Raw genomic sequence first — 13,803 nt, 5'->3', positions numbered from 1 at the left:
CTGAAATATAACTCTTTTTTTGAGCGCGTTTGAAAAATGCTTTTCGCAAAGCAGGATATGTAGATTGCGGGATATTTCACCCGAATTCAGTTGCCGTAGCTCGCTACGGCGCCCTCATCCGGGCAAAATATACCACAAATTGTGACGCACATCTTACAGAAAGCCTTTTTCAGACACGCTCTAAGGCGGATATATTGCAAGGTAAAATACATTGCAATATATCCATTACGGTATTATTTATGCATTTTTTCTTCTACTTTTTTCAGATTCTTCTGAGCTGTGGAGAGCATCAGTTTGATTCGGTTGAGCTGATTGACTTCACTTGCACCCGGATCATAGTCGATGGCTACAATATTGGCTGTCGGATATTCTCTGCGGATCTCTTTGATAACACCCTTACCTACAATGTGGTTCGGCAGACATCCGAAAGGCTGGATACAAACAATATTCGGAACATCTCCATGGATCAGTTCCATCATCTCACCTGTCAGGAACCATCCCTCACCTGTCTGGTTTCCGGTGGAAACGATCGGAGATGCCATTTTTGCCAGATCTCTGATATCAGCAGGCGGTGCAAAATGGCGGCTCTGTGCAAGAGCTTCGCTTGCAGGCTTTCTCACCCATTCGATTGCTTTGATTCCCCAGTTTGCCATGGTTGCCTTGGACTTCTTGAATCCAAGATTTTCTACCTTAAAGTTCTGATTATAGAAGCAGTAGCACATGAAATCGATCAGATCCGGTACAACTGCCTCAGCGCCTTCAGATTCCAGAAGATCTGCCAGATGATTATTTGCAGCAGGCAGGAACTTGACAAGGATCTCACCTACGATGCCGACACGCGGCTTCTTCACATCACTGATCGGAATGGTATCAAATTCGTGAACCATTTCGCGGCACATTTTCTTAAACTGGCTGTGGCTGACACTGCTTCCGCTTAAGAAAGAGATTACACGCTGTTCCCAGATTTTATGTTTTCTGTTTACGATTCCCTCTTCCAGTTCATAAGGACGCATACGATATACGCATTTCATCAGGATATCTCCGAATACGGCACCGTAAGCAACTTTCTTCACTAATGGAAGCGTAAGTTTGAATCCGGGATTGCTTTCCAGACCGCTTAAGTTAACAGAGATAACCGGAATCTGTTCCATACCGGCTTTCTTTAATGCGCGTCGTATAAATGCGATATAGTTGGAAGCACGACATCCGCCACCTGTCTGTGACATGACAACGGCCGTTTTGTTCAGGTCATATTTACCGGAAAGCAGAGCATCCATGATCTGTCCCACAACGATCAGAGACGGATAGCAGGCGTCATTGTTTACATACTTCAGACCAACATCCACTGCATGCTTATTGTCATTCGGAAGCACCTCCAGGTTGTATCCGCAGGAATTGAATGCTGCCTGGAGGAGGCTGAAATGGAACGGTGACATCTGCGGGCAGAGGATGGTATAGTCCTTTCTCATTTCCTTTGTAAAGGATACTTTATCAATAGAAGCAGGTTTGACAGTACGTTTCTGTCCCTGTGCTTTCTTCGCACGGATTGCTGCGATCAGGGAACGGATACGGATTCTTGCAGCACCAAGGTTATTTACCTCGTCAATCTTTAAGCAGGTATAGATTTTGTCACTTCCGTCAAGGATTTCATAAACCTCGTCGGTAGTAACTGCATCCAGACCACATCCAAAAGAGTTGAGCTGGATCAGATCCAGGTCATCGCGTGTCTTTACATAGTTTGCAGCAGCATACAGTCTGGAGTGGTACATCCACTGGTCATTGACGCGGATCGGGCGTTCCACAGGTGCCAGATGAGAGATGGAATCCTCAGTAAGTACGGCAATACCATAGCTGTTGATCAGATCCGGGATACCATGATGGATTTCCGGGTCAATATGGTATGGGCGTCCTGCAAGGACAATACCATGGCGTCCTGTATCTTCCAGATATTTCAGGGTTTCTTCCCCTTTTTTCTGTACATCGCGGCGTGCAGCAGCCATTTCTTCCCAGCCCTTATGCACAGCAGCTTTGACTTCTTCTGCCGGGATATCCTTAAATTCCTCTACCAGACGATTTGCCAGAATTTCCTCAGAAGTAAATGCAAGGAAGGGATTGCGGAAGGTAATGGACGGATCATTTAATTCGTCTACGTTATTTTTGATATTTTCGGCATAAGAGGTAACGATCGGGCAGTTATAGTGATTGACTGCATCCGGGAACTCGTTACGTTCATATGGAATACAAGGGTAGAAAATAAATTTCACACCATTGCGGATCAGCCAGGTTACATGGCCATGTGCGAGCTTGGCAGGGTAGCATTCGGACTCACTTGGGATGGACTCAATACCTAACTCATAAATCTTTCTGGTGGAAGTAGGGGAGAGTACAACCTCATACTTTAGTTCTGTAAAGAAAGTATACCAGAAAGGATAATTCTCAAACATATTCAGAACACGGGGGATACCTACTTTGCCTCGCGTTGCCTTATCAGCAGTAAGCGGTGTGTAGGAGAAAATACGCTTATATTTATATTCATAAAGATTCGGAATATGATCTTTGTTCTTTTCCTTGCCAATACCGCGTTCACAGCGGTTACCGCTTACATACTGGCGGCCTCCGGAGAATTTGTTGATAGTCAGACGGCAGTTATTGGTACATCCACGACAGTTTGCCATAGAAGTTGTATATTTCAGCTCGTTGATCTTATCAATGGAGAGCATAGTCGTTTCTGCACCTTCCTGATGGCGTTCGCGGGCAATCAGTGCGGCACCGAAAGCACCCATGATTCCGGCAATATCCGGACGGATGGCTTCGCAGCCTGCAATCTTTTCGAAGCTTCGAAGAACTGCATCATTGTAGAAGGTACCACCCTGTACAACGATGTGCTTGCCAAGTTCGGAAGCGTCAGAAACCTTGATAACCTTATACAGAGCATTTTTGATAACAGAGTAAGCAAGACCTGCGGAAATATCGGAAACCTCAGCTCCCTCTTTCTGCGCCTGCTTTACCTTGGAATTCATGAAAACAGTACATCTGGTACCAAGATCTATAGGATGCTGTGCAAAAACAGCAGCTTTTGCGAAATCCTGTACTGTATAATTCAGGGATTTGGCAAAGGTTTCAATAAAGGAACCGCATCCGGAGGAGCATGCTTCATTTAACTGTACGCTGTCAACAGTCTTGTTGCGGATCTTGATACATTTCATATCCTGTCCGCCGATATCCAGGATACAGTCTACCTCTGGGTCAAAGAATGCAGCTGCGTAGTAATGGGATACGGTCTCAACCTCGCCCTCATCCAGGAGCAGGGCCGCTTTGATCAGAGCCTCGCCGTAACCTGTAGAACAGGAATAAGCGATCTTTGCGTCTTTGGGAAGCAGTTTATAGATTTCTTTAATAGAACGGATGGTAGTTTTTAACGGGTTTCCGTTGTTACTGCTGTAAAAGGAATAGAGAAGTGTTCCATCTTCGCCTACCAGTGCAGTTTTGGTTGTGGTGGAACCTGCATCAATACCCAGATAGCAGTTTCCTTTATATGTAGCCAGATCTCCTGTTTTTACTTTGTAGGAACTCTGACGTTTTGCAAATGCATCGTATTCTTTCTGGGACGCGAAAAGTGGTTCCATACGTTCTACTTCGAAATCCAGCTTAATGGAATTGCGGAGTCTGTCTTTCATTTCTGTCAGGGAAATGGAGTTGTCTTCTTTTGCATTTAATGCAGAACCGATGGCTGCAAAAAGATGGGAGTTCTCCGGAATGATGGTGTGTTCCTCATCCAGCTTCAAAGTACGGATAAAGGATTCTCTCAGTTCGGACAGGAAGTGAAGCGGACCACCCAGGAATGCAACATGTCCACGGATGGGTTTTCCACAGGCAAGACCGGAGATGGTCTGGTTTACAACTGCCTGGAAAATAGAAGCTGACAGATCCGGTTTGGTTGCACCGTCATTGATCAGCGGCTGGATATCCGTTTTGGCGAAAACACCGCAGCGTGCAGCAATCGGGTAGAGCGCTTTGTAATCTTTGGCATATTCATTCAGACCTGTGGCATCTGTCTGGAGAAGAGAAGCCATCTGGTCGATGAAAGAACCGGTACCGCCTGCACAGATACCGTTCATACGCTGTTCTACGTTTCCGTTTTCGAAATAAATGATCTTGGCATCCTCACCGCCAAGCTCGATGGCAACATCTGTCTTTGGTGCCAGCTTCTGCAGAGAAGTAGAAACTGCAATAACCTCCTGGGTAAAAGGAACGCCCAGATGGTTGGCAAGGGTCAGACCGCCGGAACCTGTGATCACAGGATGGAGAGTCATCTCGCCATACTGGTCAAAGGCCTCCTGAAGAAGGTCTGCAAGGGTTTCCTGAATGTTGGCGAAATGGCGCTTGTAATCTGCGAAAATAAGATTTTCATTCTCGTCCAGAATCGCGATTTTTACAGTAGTGGAACCAATGTCAATTCCAAGTGTTTTGTAATTCATAAAGTAAATTCAAGCCTCCTCTTTCTGTATAAAAGAAAAAATATTGAAGTAATTCTTTCCTATTAAAATATCTATTTCCAGATATGAATATTCCGTAATATTATACGCTAACGGTCTGGAAAAGACAATATGAAACTTTACCAATGATTACCTTATTTGCAGTTGAAAATTCAGCTATTTCGGGATATAATAGAAAAAGTGATTTTTATCAAGAGGAGAGAAAAAATGGCAGAATATAAACTTCTTAAAACAGAAGGCCGTGCCAAGCGTGCAGAATTTCATACAGTGCATGGTACGATCCAGACTCCTGTTTTTATGAATGTGGGAACGATCGGTGCGATTAAAGGCGCTGTATCCACCATGGATTTACAGCAGATCGGAACACAGGTAGAATTATCAAATACTTATCATCTTCATGTGCGTCCGGGTGATAAAATAGTAAAGCAGTTAGGTGGTCTTCATAAATTTATGGTATGGGACAAACCGATCCTTACAGACTCAGGCGGATTCCAGGTGTTTTCCCTTGCAAAGCTGAGAAAGATCAAAGAAGAGGGAGTTTATTTTAATTCCCATATTGACGGGCATAAGATCTTTATGGGACCGGAAGAGAGTATGCAGATCCAGTCCAATCTTGCCTCCACCATTGCCATGGCATTTGATGAATGTCCCAGCAGTGTGGCTGACAGGGATTATGTGCAGAAATCTGTAGACAGGACCACAAGATGGCTTGCCCGCTGTAAAGCGGAAATGGCGAGACTGAACAGTCTGCCGGATACCATTAACAAAGAACAGCTTCTGTTTGGAATCAACCAGGGTGCTGTTTATGAAGATATCCGCATTGAGCATGCCAAAGCGATCTCTGAAATGGATCTGGATGGCTATGCTGTCGGCGGTCTGGCAGTTGGAGAAACCCATGAAGAGATGTACAGGATCCTGGATGCGGTAGTCCCCTATCTTCCTCAGAATAAACCTACTTACCTGATGGGTGTGGGAACACCGGCAAATATTCTGGAAGGTGTTGAGAGAGGAATTGATTTCTTTGACTGCGTATATCCAAGCCGTAACGGCCGCCATGGACATGTATATACCAATCATGGAAAGATGAATCTGTTCAATGCAAAATATGAACTGGACACACGTCCTATCGAAGAAGGCTGTCAGTGTCCTGCATGCCAGCATTACAGCAGAGCCTATATCCGTCATCTTCTGAAAGCGAAGGAAATGCTGGGAATGCGTCTCTGTGTACTTCACAATCTGTATTTCTATAATCATATGATGGAAGAGATCCGAGATGCTCTTGATGCAGGAAACTTCGCAGAATATAAGAAAATGCGGCTGGAAGGCTTTGAAGAGGGAAAAATTAACTCGAAAAGATAATCTGTATATAAAATAATTATTAAATATGCCAAAAACTCTTGAAGTAAAGCGGTTTTTTGTGTATGATGTGTAGTGACGCTTTAATCAGATTGTTCTGCATGAAAACAAGATTTCATACAGAAGGTAACGGAGATTATAAGTGGATCGCAAAGCAGCTCTTCAGTATGAGCAGCCGTCAGGACGGTCTGTGAATACATGATGGACTGCAAATATGCAGAATAACAGGAAAAGTTACAGGAGGAATCAAAATGAACGCATCAAGCGGAATGGGTATGGTTGGCGCTATTGTCTGGATGGTAGTACTGTTCGGAATTATGTACTTCTTAATGCTTCGCCCTCAGAAAAAAGAGCAGAAGAGACTTCAGGCAATGTTAAATGACATGGAGGTTGGCGACAGCATTGTTACTACCGGCGGCTTTTATGGCGTTGTCATTGATATGACAGAAGAAGACGTGATCGTAGAATTCGGTAATAACAAAAACTGCCGTATTCCTATGAGAAAACAGGCAATCGCTGAAGTTGAGAAAGCCGGAAGCGCTGCCGAATAATGAAAGAGATATGAAAAAAGCGGAACCTATAGTCAGTGATGGCTGTGGTTCTGTTTTTTTTATTTTTACAGTAAAATCTCCGGAAAACAGCACTTTTGTATTTTTTCACTTTAATAGGTTGAAATCTGTCGGAAAGTGCGTTATTATAATAACAATTACGCAATTAGAGTATTTTTGGAGGAAATTATTATGGATTATAAGATTGCATTGATCCCCGGCGACGGAATCGGACCGGAAATCGTAAGAGAAGCAAAGAAAGTACTGGACAAGGTATGCGAGAAATATGGACACAGCTTTTCCTATTCAGAAGTTCTGTTAGGCGGCGCATCCATCGATGTACACGGCGTACCCCTTACTGATGAGGCAATTGCCACTGCCAAATCATCAGACGCCGTACTGATGGGCTCTATTGGCGGAGATGCAAAAACTTCTCCATGGTATAAACTTGAGCCGTCCAAACGCCCGGAAGCAGGACTTCTTGCAATCCGTAAGGCATTAAATCTTTTTGCAAACTTAAGACCGGCTTACCTTTACAATGAGCTGAGAAAAGCGTGCCCTCTCCGCGATGAGATCATCGGAGACGGATTTGACATGATCATTGTACGTGAGCTTACAGGCGGTCTGTACTTCGGAGAACGTCAGACTATTGAAGAGAATGGTGTGAAGAAAGCAATTGATACACTTTCCTATAATGAAAACGAAATCCGCCGTATTGCCATCAAAGCATTTGAGATCGCACGTAAGAGAAGAAATAAAGTAACAAGCGTAGATAAGGCAAATGTTCTGGATTCTTCCAGACTCTGGAGAAAAGTGGTAGAGGAAGTTGCCAAAGACTATCCGGATGTTACCTTAGAGCATATGCTGGTTGACAACTGCGCAATGCAGCTTGTACGTGATCCAAAACAGTTCGATGTTATCCTGACAGAGAATATGTTCGGAGATATCCTTTCAGACGAGGCAAGTATGGTAACAGGCTCCATCGGAATGCTTTCATCTGCAAGCTTAAATGAGACAAAATTCGGTCTCTATGAGCCAAGCCATGGTTCTGCACCTGATATTGCAGGACAGGATAAGGCAAACCCTATTGCAACCATTCTTTCCGCAGCAATGATGCTTCGCTTCTCCCTTGATATGGATAAAGAAGCAGATGCAGTAGAAGCAGCAGTACAGAAAGTCCTGACAGAGGGATACCGCACAGGTGATATCATGTCAGAGGGATGCAAGCTTGTAGGAACAAAGGAAATGGGCGATCTGATCGCAGCAGCTCTGTAAGAATTGATATTAAGAGGATTCAGTCGGCGCAGGCAGATTACGGAGTCAGGAATTTCGGTTGAATCATTAAAAATAAATAAAACAGTAAGAAAAGAGGAAATAAAACAATGAGAAGTGATGCAGTAAAAACAGGCACACAGCAGGCACCTCACCGTTCCCTGTTTAATGCTCTTGGAATGACAAAAGAAGAAATGGACAGACCTCTGGTAGGTATCGTAAGTTCTTACAATGAAATCGTACCGGGTCATATGAACCTTGACAAGATCACACAGGCAGTTAAGCTTGGTGTGGCAATGGCAGGGGGTACACCTGTTATGTTCCCGGCAATCGCAGTCTGCGACGGTATTGCAATGGGACACGTTGGAATGAAATATTCTCTGGTTACCAGAGACCTGATTGCAGATTCCACAGAAGCTATGGCAATGGCACATCAGTTTGATGCACTGGTAATGATTCCAAACTGTGACAAGAACGTACCCGGACTTCTGATGGCAGCAGCCAGACTGAATGTTCCTACTGTATTTGTAAGCGGCGGCCCAATGCTTGCCGGACATCTGAACGGACACAAGACAAGCCTTTCCAGTATGTTCGAGGCAGTAGGTGCTTACGCAGCAGGCAAGCTTGATGAAGACGGACTGACAGAATGTGAAATGAAAACATGTCCTACATGCGGATCCTGTTCCGGTATGTACACAGCAAACTCCATGAACTGTCTGACAGAGGTTCTTGGTATGGGTCTGAAAGGAAACGGAACCATCCCTGCTGTATATTCCGAGCGTATCCGTCTTGCAAAACATGCAGGTATGCAGGTTATGGAAATGTACAGAAAGAACATCCGTCCAAGAGATATCATGACAAAAGAGGCAATCCTCAATGCCCTGATAGTAGACATGGCACTTGGATGCTCCACAAACAGTATGCTTCATCTTCCGGCTATCGCTCATGAGATCGGAATGGACTTTGATATCAGCTTTGCAAATGAAATCAGTGCAAAGACTCCAAACCTCTGCCACCTTGCACCTGCAGGCCCTACATACATAGAAGACCTGAACGAAGCAGGCGGTGTATATGCAGTTATGAACGAACTGAATAAGAAGGGACTCCTTCATACTGAGTGCATGACAGTTACAGGCAAGACAGTAGGCGAGAACATCAAAGACTGTGTAAACTTAAATCCTGAAGTTATCAGACCAATCGACAATCCATACAGCCAGACAGGTGGACTTGCAGTACTTAAAGGTAACCTTGCGCCGGACGGCGGTGTTGTAAAACGTTCTGCAGTTGTAGAAGAGATGATGGTCCATGAAGGACCTGCAAGAGTCTTTGACTGCGAGGAAGACGCAATTGCAGCTATCAAAGGCGGCAAGATCGTAGAGGGTGACGTAGTAGTTATCCGTTACGAAGGACCGAAAGGCGGCCCTGGTATGAGAGAAATGCTGAATCCTACATCTGCAATCGCAGGTATGGGACTGGGATCTTCCGTAGCCCTGATCACAGACGGACGTTTCAGCGGTGCATCCAGAGGAGCATCCATCGGACACGTATCACCGGAAGCAGCAGTCGGCGGACCGATCGCACTTGTTGAAGAGGGGGATATCATCAGCATCAACATTCCGGAACTGAAACTGGAGATCAAGGTTTCTGATGAAGAAATGCAGGCAAGAAAAGCTAAATGGCAGCCTCGTGAGCCAAAGGTAACAACAGGATATCTTGCAAGATATGCTGCTATGGTAACTTCCGGAAACAGAGGAGCAATCCTTGAGGTACCAAAAGCAAAATAAAGATGAACAAGTACCCGGCGGGAATTGCAGCATAACCTGTGATTCCTGCCTGAAAAGTTAGGAGGATACGTAAAGATGCAGCTTACAGGTGCTGAAATCATCGTTGAATGTTTAAAAGAACAGGGCGTTGACACTGTATTCGGATATCCGGGCGGTGCCATCCTGAATGTATATGACGCCCTCTATGAATATAAAGACCAGATCACACATGTACTGACTTCTCATGAGCAGGGAGCATCCCATGCAGCAGACGGATACGCAAGAGCAACCGGTAAAGTCGGTGTGTGTCTTGCAACTTCCGGTCCCGGAGCTACCAATCTGGTAACAGGAATCGCTACCGCATACATGGATTCCGTACCAATGGTGGCAATCACATGTAACGTGGGAACACCGCTGCTCGGAAAGGATTCTTTCCAGGAGGTTGATATTACCGGAATTGTAATGCCTATTACAAAGCACAGCTTTATCGTAAAAGACATTACTACTCTGGCAGACACTGTACGCAGAGCATTCTATATTGCAAAGAGCGGACGTCCCGGTCCTGTGCTTGTAGATGTGACCAAGGATGTGACAGGTGCGAAATATGAATATACTGCCTGCGCTCCTGCTGAGATCATACCGAAAACAGACACCATCAAAGACGAAGACATTGCAACTGCAGTACAGATGATCAAAGAAGCGAAGAGACCATTTATTTTTACAGGCGGCGGCACGATTATCTCAGAGGCATCCAGAGAAGTGACAGAGCTTGCTCACAGAATCGATGCTCCTGTATGTGACAGTCTTATGGGTAAGGGAGGATTTTCCGGAGAAGATCCTCTGTACACAGGAATGCTTGGAATGCATGGGACCAAAACTTCCAATCTTGGTGTCTCAGGCTGCGATCTCCTGATCGTGCTGGGAGCCAGATTCAGTGACCGTGTCACAGGTAATACAAAGACCTTTGCAAAGAACGCAAAAATCCTTCAGATAGATGTAGATGCAGCAGAGATCAATAAAAATATTGTAGTAGATGCAAGCGTAGTAGGAGATGAGAAAGAAGTTCTCAAACGTATTCTGGCAGAGGTTCCGGAAATGAGACATCCGGAATGGACTGCACATATCAGTGAACTGAAGGAAAAATATCCGTTAAGATATGATCACTCCCAACTTACAGGCCCATACATTATTGAAAAGCTGTACGAACTGACAAAAGGAGATGCCATCATCACAACAGAGGTTGGACAGAACCAGATGTGGGCAGCTCAGTATTTCAAATACAAAGAGCCAAGAACCTTCCTTTCTTCCGGTGGCCTGGGAACTATGGGATATGGTCTTGGAGCAGCCATCGGAGCCAAGATGGGAAGACCGGACAAGACTGTGGTAAATATCGCAGGTGACGGATGCTTCCGTATGAATATGAATGAGATTGCAACAGCAGTCCGCTGTGGCAGACCTTTAATTGAAATCGTATTGAACAATCATGTACTGGGAATGGTACGTCAGTGGCAGACCTTGTTCTATGACCACAGATATTCCCATACAATTTTAAATGATGCAGTAGATTTTGTGAAGCTGGCAGAAGCCATGGGAGCAAAAGCAATCCGTATCACAAAGATGGAAGAGGTAGAGCCGGCATTAAAAGAGGCTCTGGCATGTCCGGGACCTATCGTACTTGACTGTATGATCGATCAGGATCTCAGCGTATTCCCGATGGTACCGGCAGGCGCAAGCATTGATGATATTTTTGACGAGGAGGATATGAAAAAATGAGCAGAGTGTATAATTTTTCCGCAGGACCGGCTGTACTGCCGGAAGAGGTACTGAAAGAAGTAGCAGAGGAGATGATGGACTATCAGGGATCCGGTATGTCTGTAATGGAAATGAGCCACAGAAGTGCTGATTTCCAGAAGATCATCGACGAAGCAGAGCAGGATCTTCGTGACCTGATGAAGATTCCGGATAACTATAAGGTATTATTCCTTCAGGGCGGAGCTTCCCAGCAGTTTGCAGCAATCCCTATGAACCTTATGAAGAACAAGGTAGCTGATTACATTGTAACAGGACAGTGGGCAAAGAAAGCATACCAGGAAGCACAGAAATATGGAAAAGCAAACAAGATTGCTTCTTCCGAGGATAAGACTTTCTCCTATATTCCTGACTGCAGCGACCTTCCGATCAGCCCGGATGCAGACTATGTATACATTTGTGAAAACAACACGATTTACGGAACAAAATTCAAGAAACTTCGCAACACAAAAGGAAAAACTCTGGTAGCAGATGTTTCCTCCTGCTTCTTATCTGAGCCTGTTGATGTATCCAAATATGGCATCATCTATGGCGGTGTACAGAAGAATATCGGACCTGCTGGTATGGTAATCTCCATCATCCGCGAAGATCTGATCACAGATGATGTTCTGGAAGGAACACCTACTATGCTGAAATTCAAAACACAGGCAGACGCAGGTTCTCTTTACAATACTCCAAACTGCTACTGCATCTATGTATGTGGTAAGGTCTTCAAATGGCTGAAGAAAATGGGCGGCCTGGAAGAAATGCAGAGACGTAACATTGAGAAAGCGAAAATCCTCTATGATTTCCTTGATCAGAGCAAGCTGTTCAAAGGAACTGTTGTACCGGAAGACCGTTCTCTCATGAATGTACCATTCGTAACAGGTGACAAGGACATGGATGCCAAATTTGTAAAAGAAGCAAAAGAGGCAGGACTTGTAAACTTAAAGGGACACCGTACAGTGGGCGGTATGCGTGCAAGTATCTACAACGCTATGCCAAAAGAAGGTGTGGAAGCACTGGTTGCTTTCATGAAGAAGTTTGAGGAGGAAAATGCATAATGTTTCAGTATCATTGCCTGAATCCCATTGCAGAAAAAGGTCTGGGATTATTTGATGAAGAATATAAGAAAAGCGAAGATCTGCAGGAGTGTGATGCAGTCCTTGTAAGAAGTGCAAAGATGCATGACATGGAGCTTCCTGAGAGCGTGAAGGTAATCGCACGTGCAGGTGCAGGTGTCAACAATATTCCTATAAAGGACTGTGCAGAGAAAGGCGTTGTAGTATTTAACACACCGGGCGCCAATGCAAACGGTGTAAAAGAGCTTGTACTTGCAGGTATGCTCCTTGCTTCCCGTGATATCGTAGGCGGTATCGAATGGGTTGCCAAAGAGAAAGACCAGGAAGACATCGATAAACTCGCTGAGAAACAGAAGAAACAGTTTGCAGGATGCGAGATCATGGGCAAGAAGCTGGGTATCATCGGTCTTGGTGCCATCGGAGCAATGGTGGCAAACGCTGCTTCTGCACTTGGAATGGAAGTATACGGATATGACCCATACATTTCCATTGATGCTGCATGGAATCTTTCCCGCACCATCAAACATATCAAGAGCCTGGATGAGATTTATTCCCAGTGTGATTACATCACCATCCATGTACCTCTTCTTGACAGCACAAAAGAGATGATCAACAAAGAAGCATTAGACAAGATGAAAGACGGCGTAGTACTTCTGAACTTTGCCCGCGATCTTCTGGTTGATGAGGATGCTCTGATTGAAGCATTAGACAGCGGAAAAGTAAAGAAATATGTGACAGACTTTGCAAACCATACAGTAGCAGGACATAAGGGAATCCTGGTAACTCCACATCTTGGAGCATCCACAGAGGAATCCGAAGAAAACTGTGCGGTAATGGCTGTAAAAGAAGTCAGAGATTTCCTCGAGAACGGAAATATCAAGAACTCTGTAAACTTCCCGAACTGCGACATGGGAACCTGCGTAGCAGTAGGACGTATCGCCATCTGCCACAAAAATATCCCGAACATGATCAGCCAGTTCACCAAGATCCTTGGTGCAGAAGGCCTGAACATCGCAGATATGACAAACAAGAGCAAAGGCGAATACGCATATACTCTCATCGATCTGGAAAGCGCAGCATCCAGAGAAGCACTGGATGAGCTGAAAGCAATTGAAGGTGTTTCCAGAGTTCGTGTGGTAAAATAAGAAACATTGATCTGAAAAAGTAATAAAAAATCTCCTGTGATTCTGGTTGCAATCACAGGAGATTTTTTATTACTTTACTATAAACTATTTTTTGACTTTGAATTTTTTTATATCGGAATATGGACTGTAAACTCTGGATTTATTCTTGGAGGTCTTATTCCAGGAACGTACTGTCACATACCAGGTGCCTTTCTTTACATTTGTAAAGGTTACAGTTACGGTATTTTTACCTTCTGTACGTTTCACATATTTCTTAACCGGGTATTTCTCACCTGCGGAGGTTTTATATTTGTTTCCAAGCAGGATTTCATAACCTGTGGCATTTTTGCATTTTGTGTAAGTAACAGTCACAG

The 13,803-nt window shown here is 44.6% G+C and carries 10 protein-coding genes and 1 pseudogene; 8 read left to right on the top strand and 3 right to left on the bottom strand.

Annotated features, from left to right (window positions below):
• Nucleotides 1–29: 29 nt before the first annotated feature.
• Nucleotides 30–128, top strand: a pseudogene (locus LJE11_RS20435) (DUF6783 domain-containing protein); the annotation flags it as partial.
• On the opposite strand, the gene LJE11_RS20430 reads toward LJE11_RS20435, so the two are convergent.
• A complete protein-coding gene (locus LJE11_RS20430) occupies nt 87–212 on the bottom strand; it encodes a DUF6783 domain-containing protein (protein ID WP_306452304.1) in 126 nt (41 codons plus the stop codon). The pseudogene LJE11_RS20435 and the gene LJE11_RS20430 sit on opposite strands and share 42 nt — an antisense overlap.
• A gap of 21 nt (nt 213–233) precedes the next feature.
• Nucleotides 234–4,478, bottom strand: coding sequence for a 2-hydroxyacyl-CoA dehydratase (locus tag LJE11_RS12335; protein ID WP_008703494.1), 4,245 nt, complete (start codon nt 4,476–4,478; stop codon nt 234–236).
• Nucleotides 4,479–4,703: 225 nt separating this feature from the next.
• On the opposite strand from LJE11_RS12335, the gene tgt reads away from it, so the two are divergent.
• From tgt to LJE11_RS12300, 7 genes are all read left to right on the top strand, one after another.
• Entirely contained in the window at nt 4,704–5,855 is a 1,152-nt protein-coding gene (tgt, locus tag LJE11_RS12330) for a tRNA guanosine(34) transglycosylase Tgt (RefSeq protein ID WP_008703492.1), read from the top strand.
• A gap of 248 nt (nt 5,856–6,103) precedes the next feature.
• On the top strand, nt 6,104–6,403 hold the full coding sequence (gene yajC / locus LJE11_RS12325; RefSeq protein ID WP_008703490.1) for a preprotein translocase subunit YajC: 300 nt from the start codon (nt 6,104–6,106) through the stop codon (nt 6,401–6,403).
• Nucleotides 6,404–6,592: 189 nt separating this feature from the next.
• On the top strand, nt 6,593–7,675 hold the full coding sequence (leuB, locus tag LJE11_RS12320; protein ID WP_008703487.1) for a 3-isopropylmalate dehydrogenase: 1,083 nt from the start codon (nt 6,593–6,595) through the stop codon (nt 7,673–7,675).
• A 107-nt stretch (nt 7,676–7,782) separates the two neighbouring features.
• On the top strand, nt 7,783–9,456 hold the full coding sequence (gene ilvD / locus LJE11_RS12315) for a dihydroxy-acid dehydratase (protein WP_008703486.1): 1,674 nt from the start codon (nt 7,783–7,785) through the stop codon (nt 9,454–9,456).
• Nucleotides 9,457–9,531: 75 nt separating this feature from the next.
• Entirely contained in the window at nt 9,532–11,208 is a 1,677-nt protein-coding gene (gene ilvB, locus LJE11_RS12310) for a biosynthetic-type acetolactate synthase large subunit (RefSeq protein WP_120062070.1), read from the top strand.
• Complete coding sequence (gene serC, locus LJE11_RS12305; RefSeq protein WP_227296049.1) at nt 11,205–12,287, top strand: 3-phosphoserine/phosphohydroxythreonine transaminase; 1,083 nt, start codon at nt 11,205–11,207, stop codon at nt 12,285–12,287. Before ilvB ends, serC begins: the two co-directional genes overlap by 4 nt.
• Nucleotides 12,287–13,450: a phosphoglycerate dehydrogenase gene (locus tag LJE11_RS12300; RefSeq protein ID WP_120062071.1), complete on the top strand. Its 1,164-nt coding sequence runs from the start codon at nt 12,287–12,289 to the stop codon at nt 13,448–13,450. Before serC ends, LJE11_RS12300 begins: the two co-directional genes overlap by 1 nt.
• A gap of 84 nt (nt 13,451–13,534) precedes the next feature.
• Here the strand turns inward: LJE11_RS12300 and LJE11_RS12295 are convergent.
• A partial coding sequence (locus LJE11_RS12295) for a hypothetical protein (protein WP_227219458.1) occupies nt 13,535–13,803 on the bottom strand: 269 nt, incomplete at its 5' end.

Origin of the sequence: Blautia sp. DFI.1.216, assembly GCF_020594215.1 — a bacterium.
Taxonomy (GTDB): domain Bacteria; phylum Bacillota; class Clostridia; order Lachnospirales; family Lachnospiraceae; genus Blautia_A; species Blautia_A wexlerae.
Note: the sequence above shows the minus strand (reverse complement) of the source record. Positions and strands in the feature narration are given on the sequence as shown.

What these genes read in the sequence shown, in the direction of transcription:
- ilvD (WP_008703486.1), top strand. Translation starts at nt 7,783, where the DNA reads ATGAGAAGTGATGCAGTAAAAACAGGCACACAGCAGGCACCTCACCGT.
- leuB (WP_008703487.1), top strand. Translation starts at nt 6,593, where the DNA reads ATGGATTATAAGATTGCATTGATCCCCGGCGACGGAATCGGACCGGAA.
- yajC (WP_008703490.1), top strand. Translation starts at nt 6,104, where the DNA reads ATGAACGCATCAAGCGGAATGGGTATGGTTGGCGCTATTGTCTGGATG.
- serC (WP_227296049.1), top strand. Translation starts at nt 11,205, where the DNA reads ATGAGCAGAGTGTATAATTTTTCCGCAGGACCGGCTGTACTGCCGGAA.
- LJE11_RS20430 (WP_306452304.1), bottom strand. Translation starts at nt 212, where the DNA reads ATGTATTTTACCTTGCAATATATCCGCCTTAGAGCGTGTCTGAAAAAG.
- tgt (WP_008703492.1), top strand. Translation starts at nt 4,704, where the DNA reads ATGGCAGAATATAAACTTCTTAAAACAGAAGGCCGTGCCAAGCGTGCA.
- LJE11_RS12335 (WP_008703494.1), bottom strand. Translation starts at nt 4,478, where the DNA reads ATGAATTACAAAACACTTGGAATTGACATTGGTTCCACTACTGTAAAA.
- LJE11_RS12300 (WP_120062071.1), top strand. Translation starts at nt 12,287, where the DNA reads ATGTTTCAGTATCATTGCCTGAATCCCATTGCAGAAAAAGGTCTGGGA.
- ilvB (WP_120062070.1), top strand. Translation starts at nt 9,532, where the DNA reads ATGCAGCTTACAGGTGCTGAAATCATCGTTGAATGTTTAAAAGAACAG.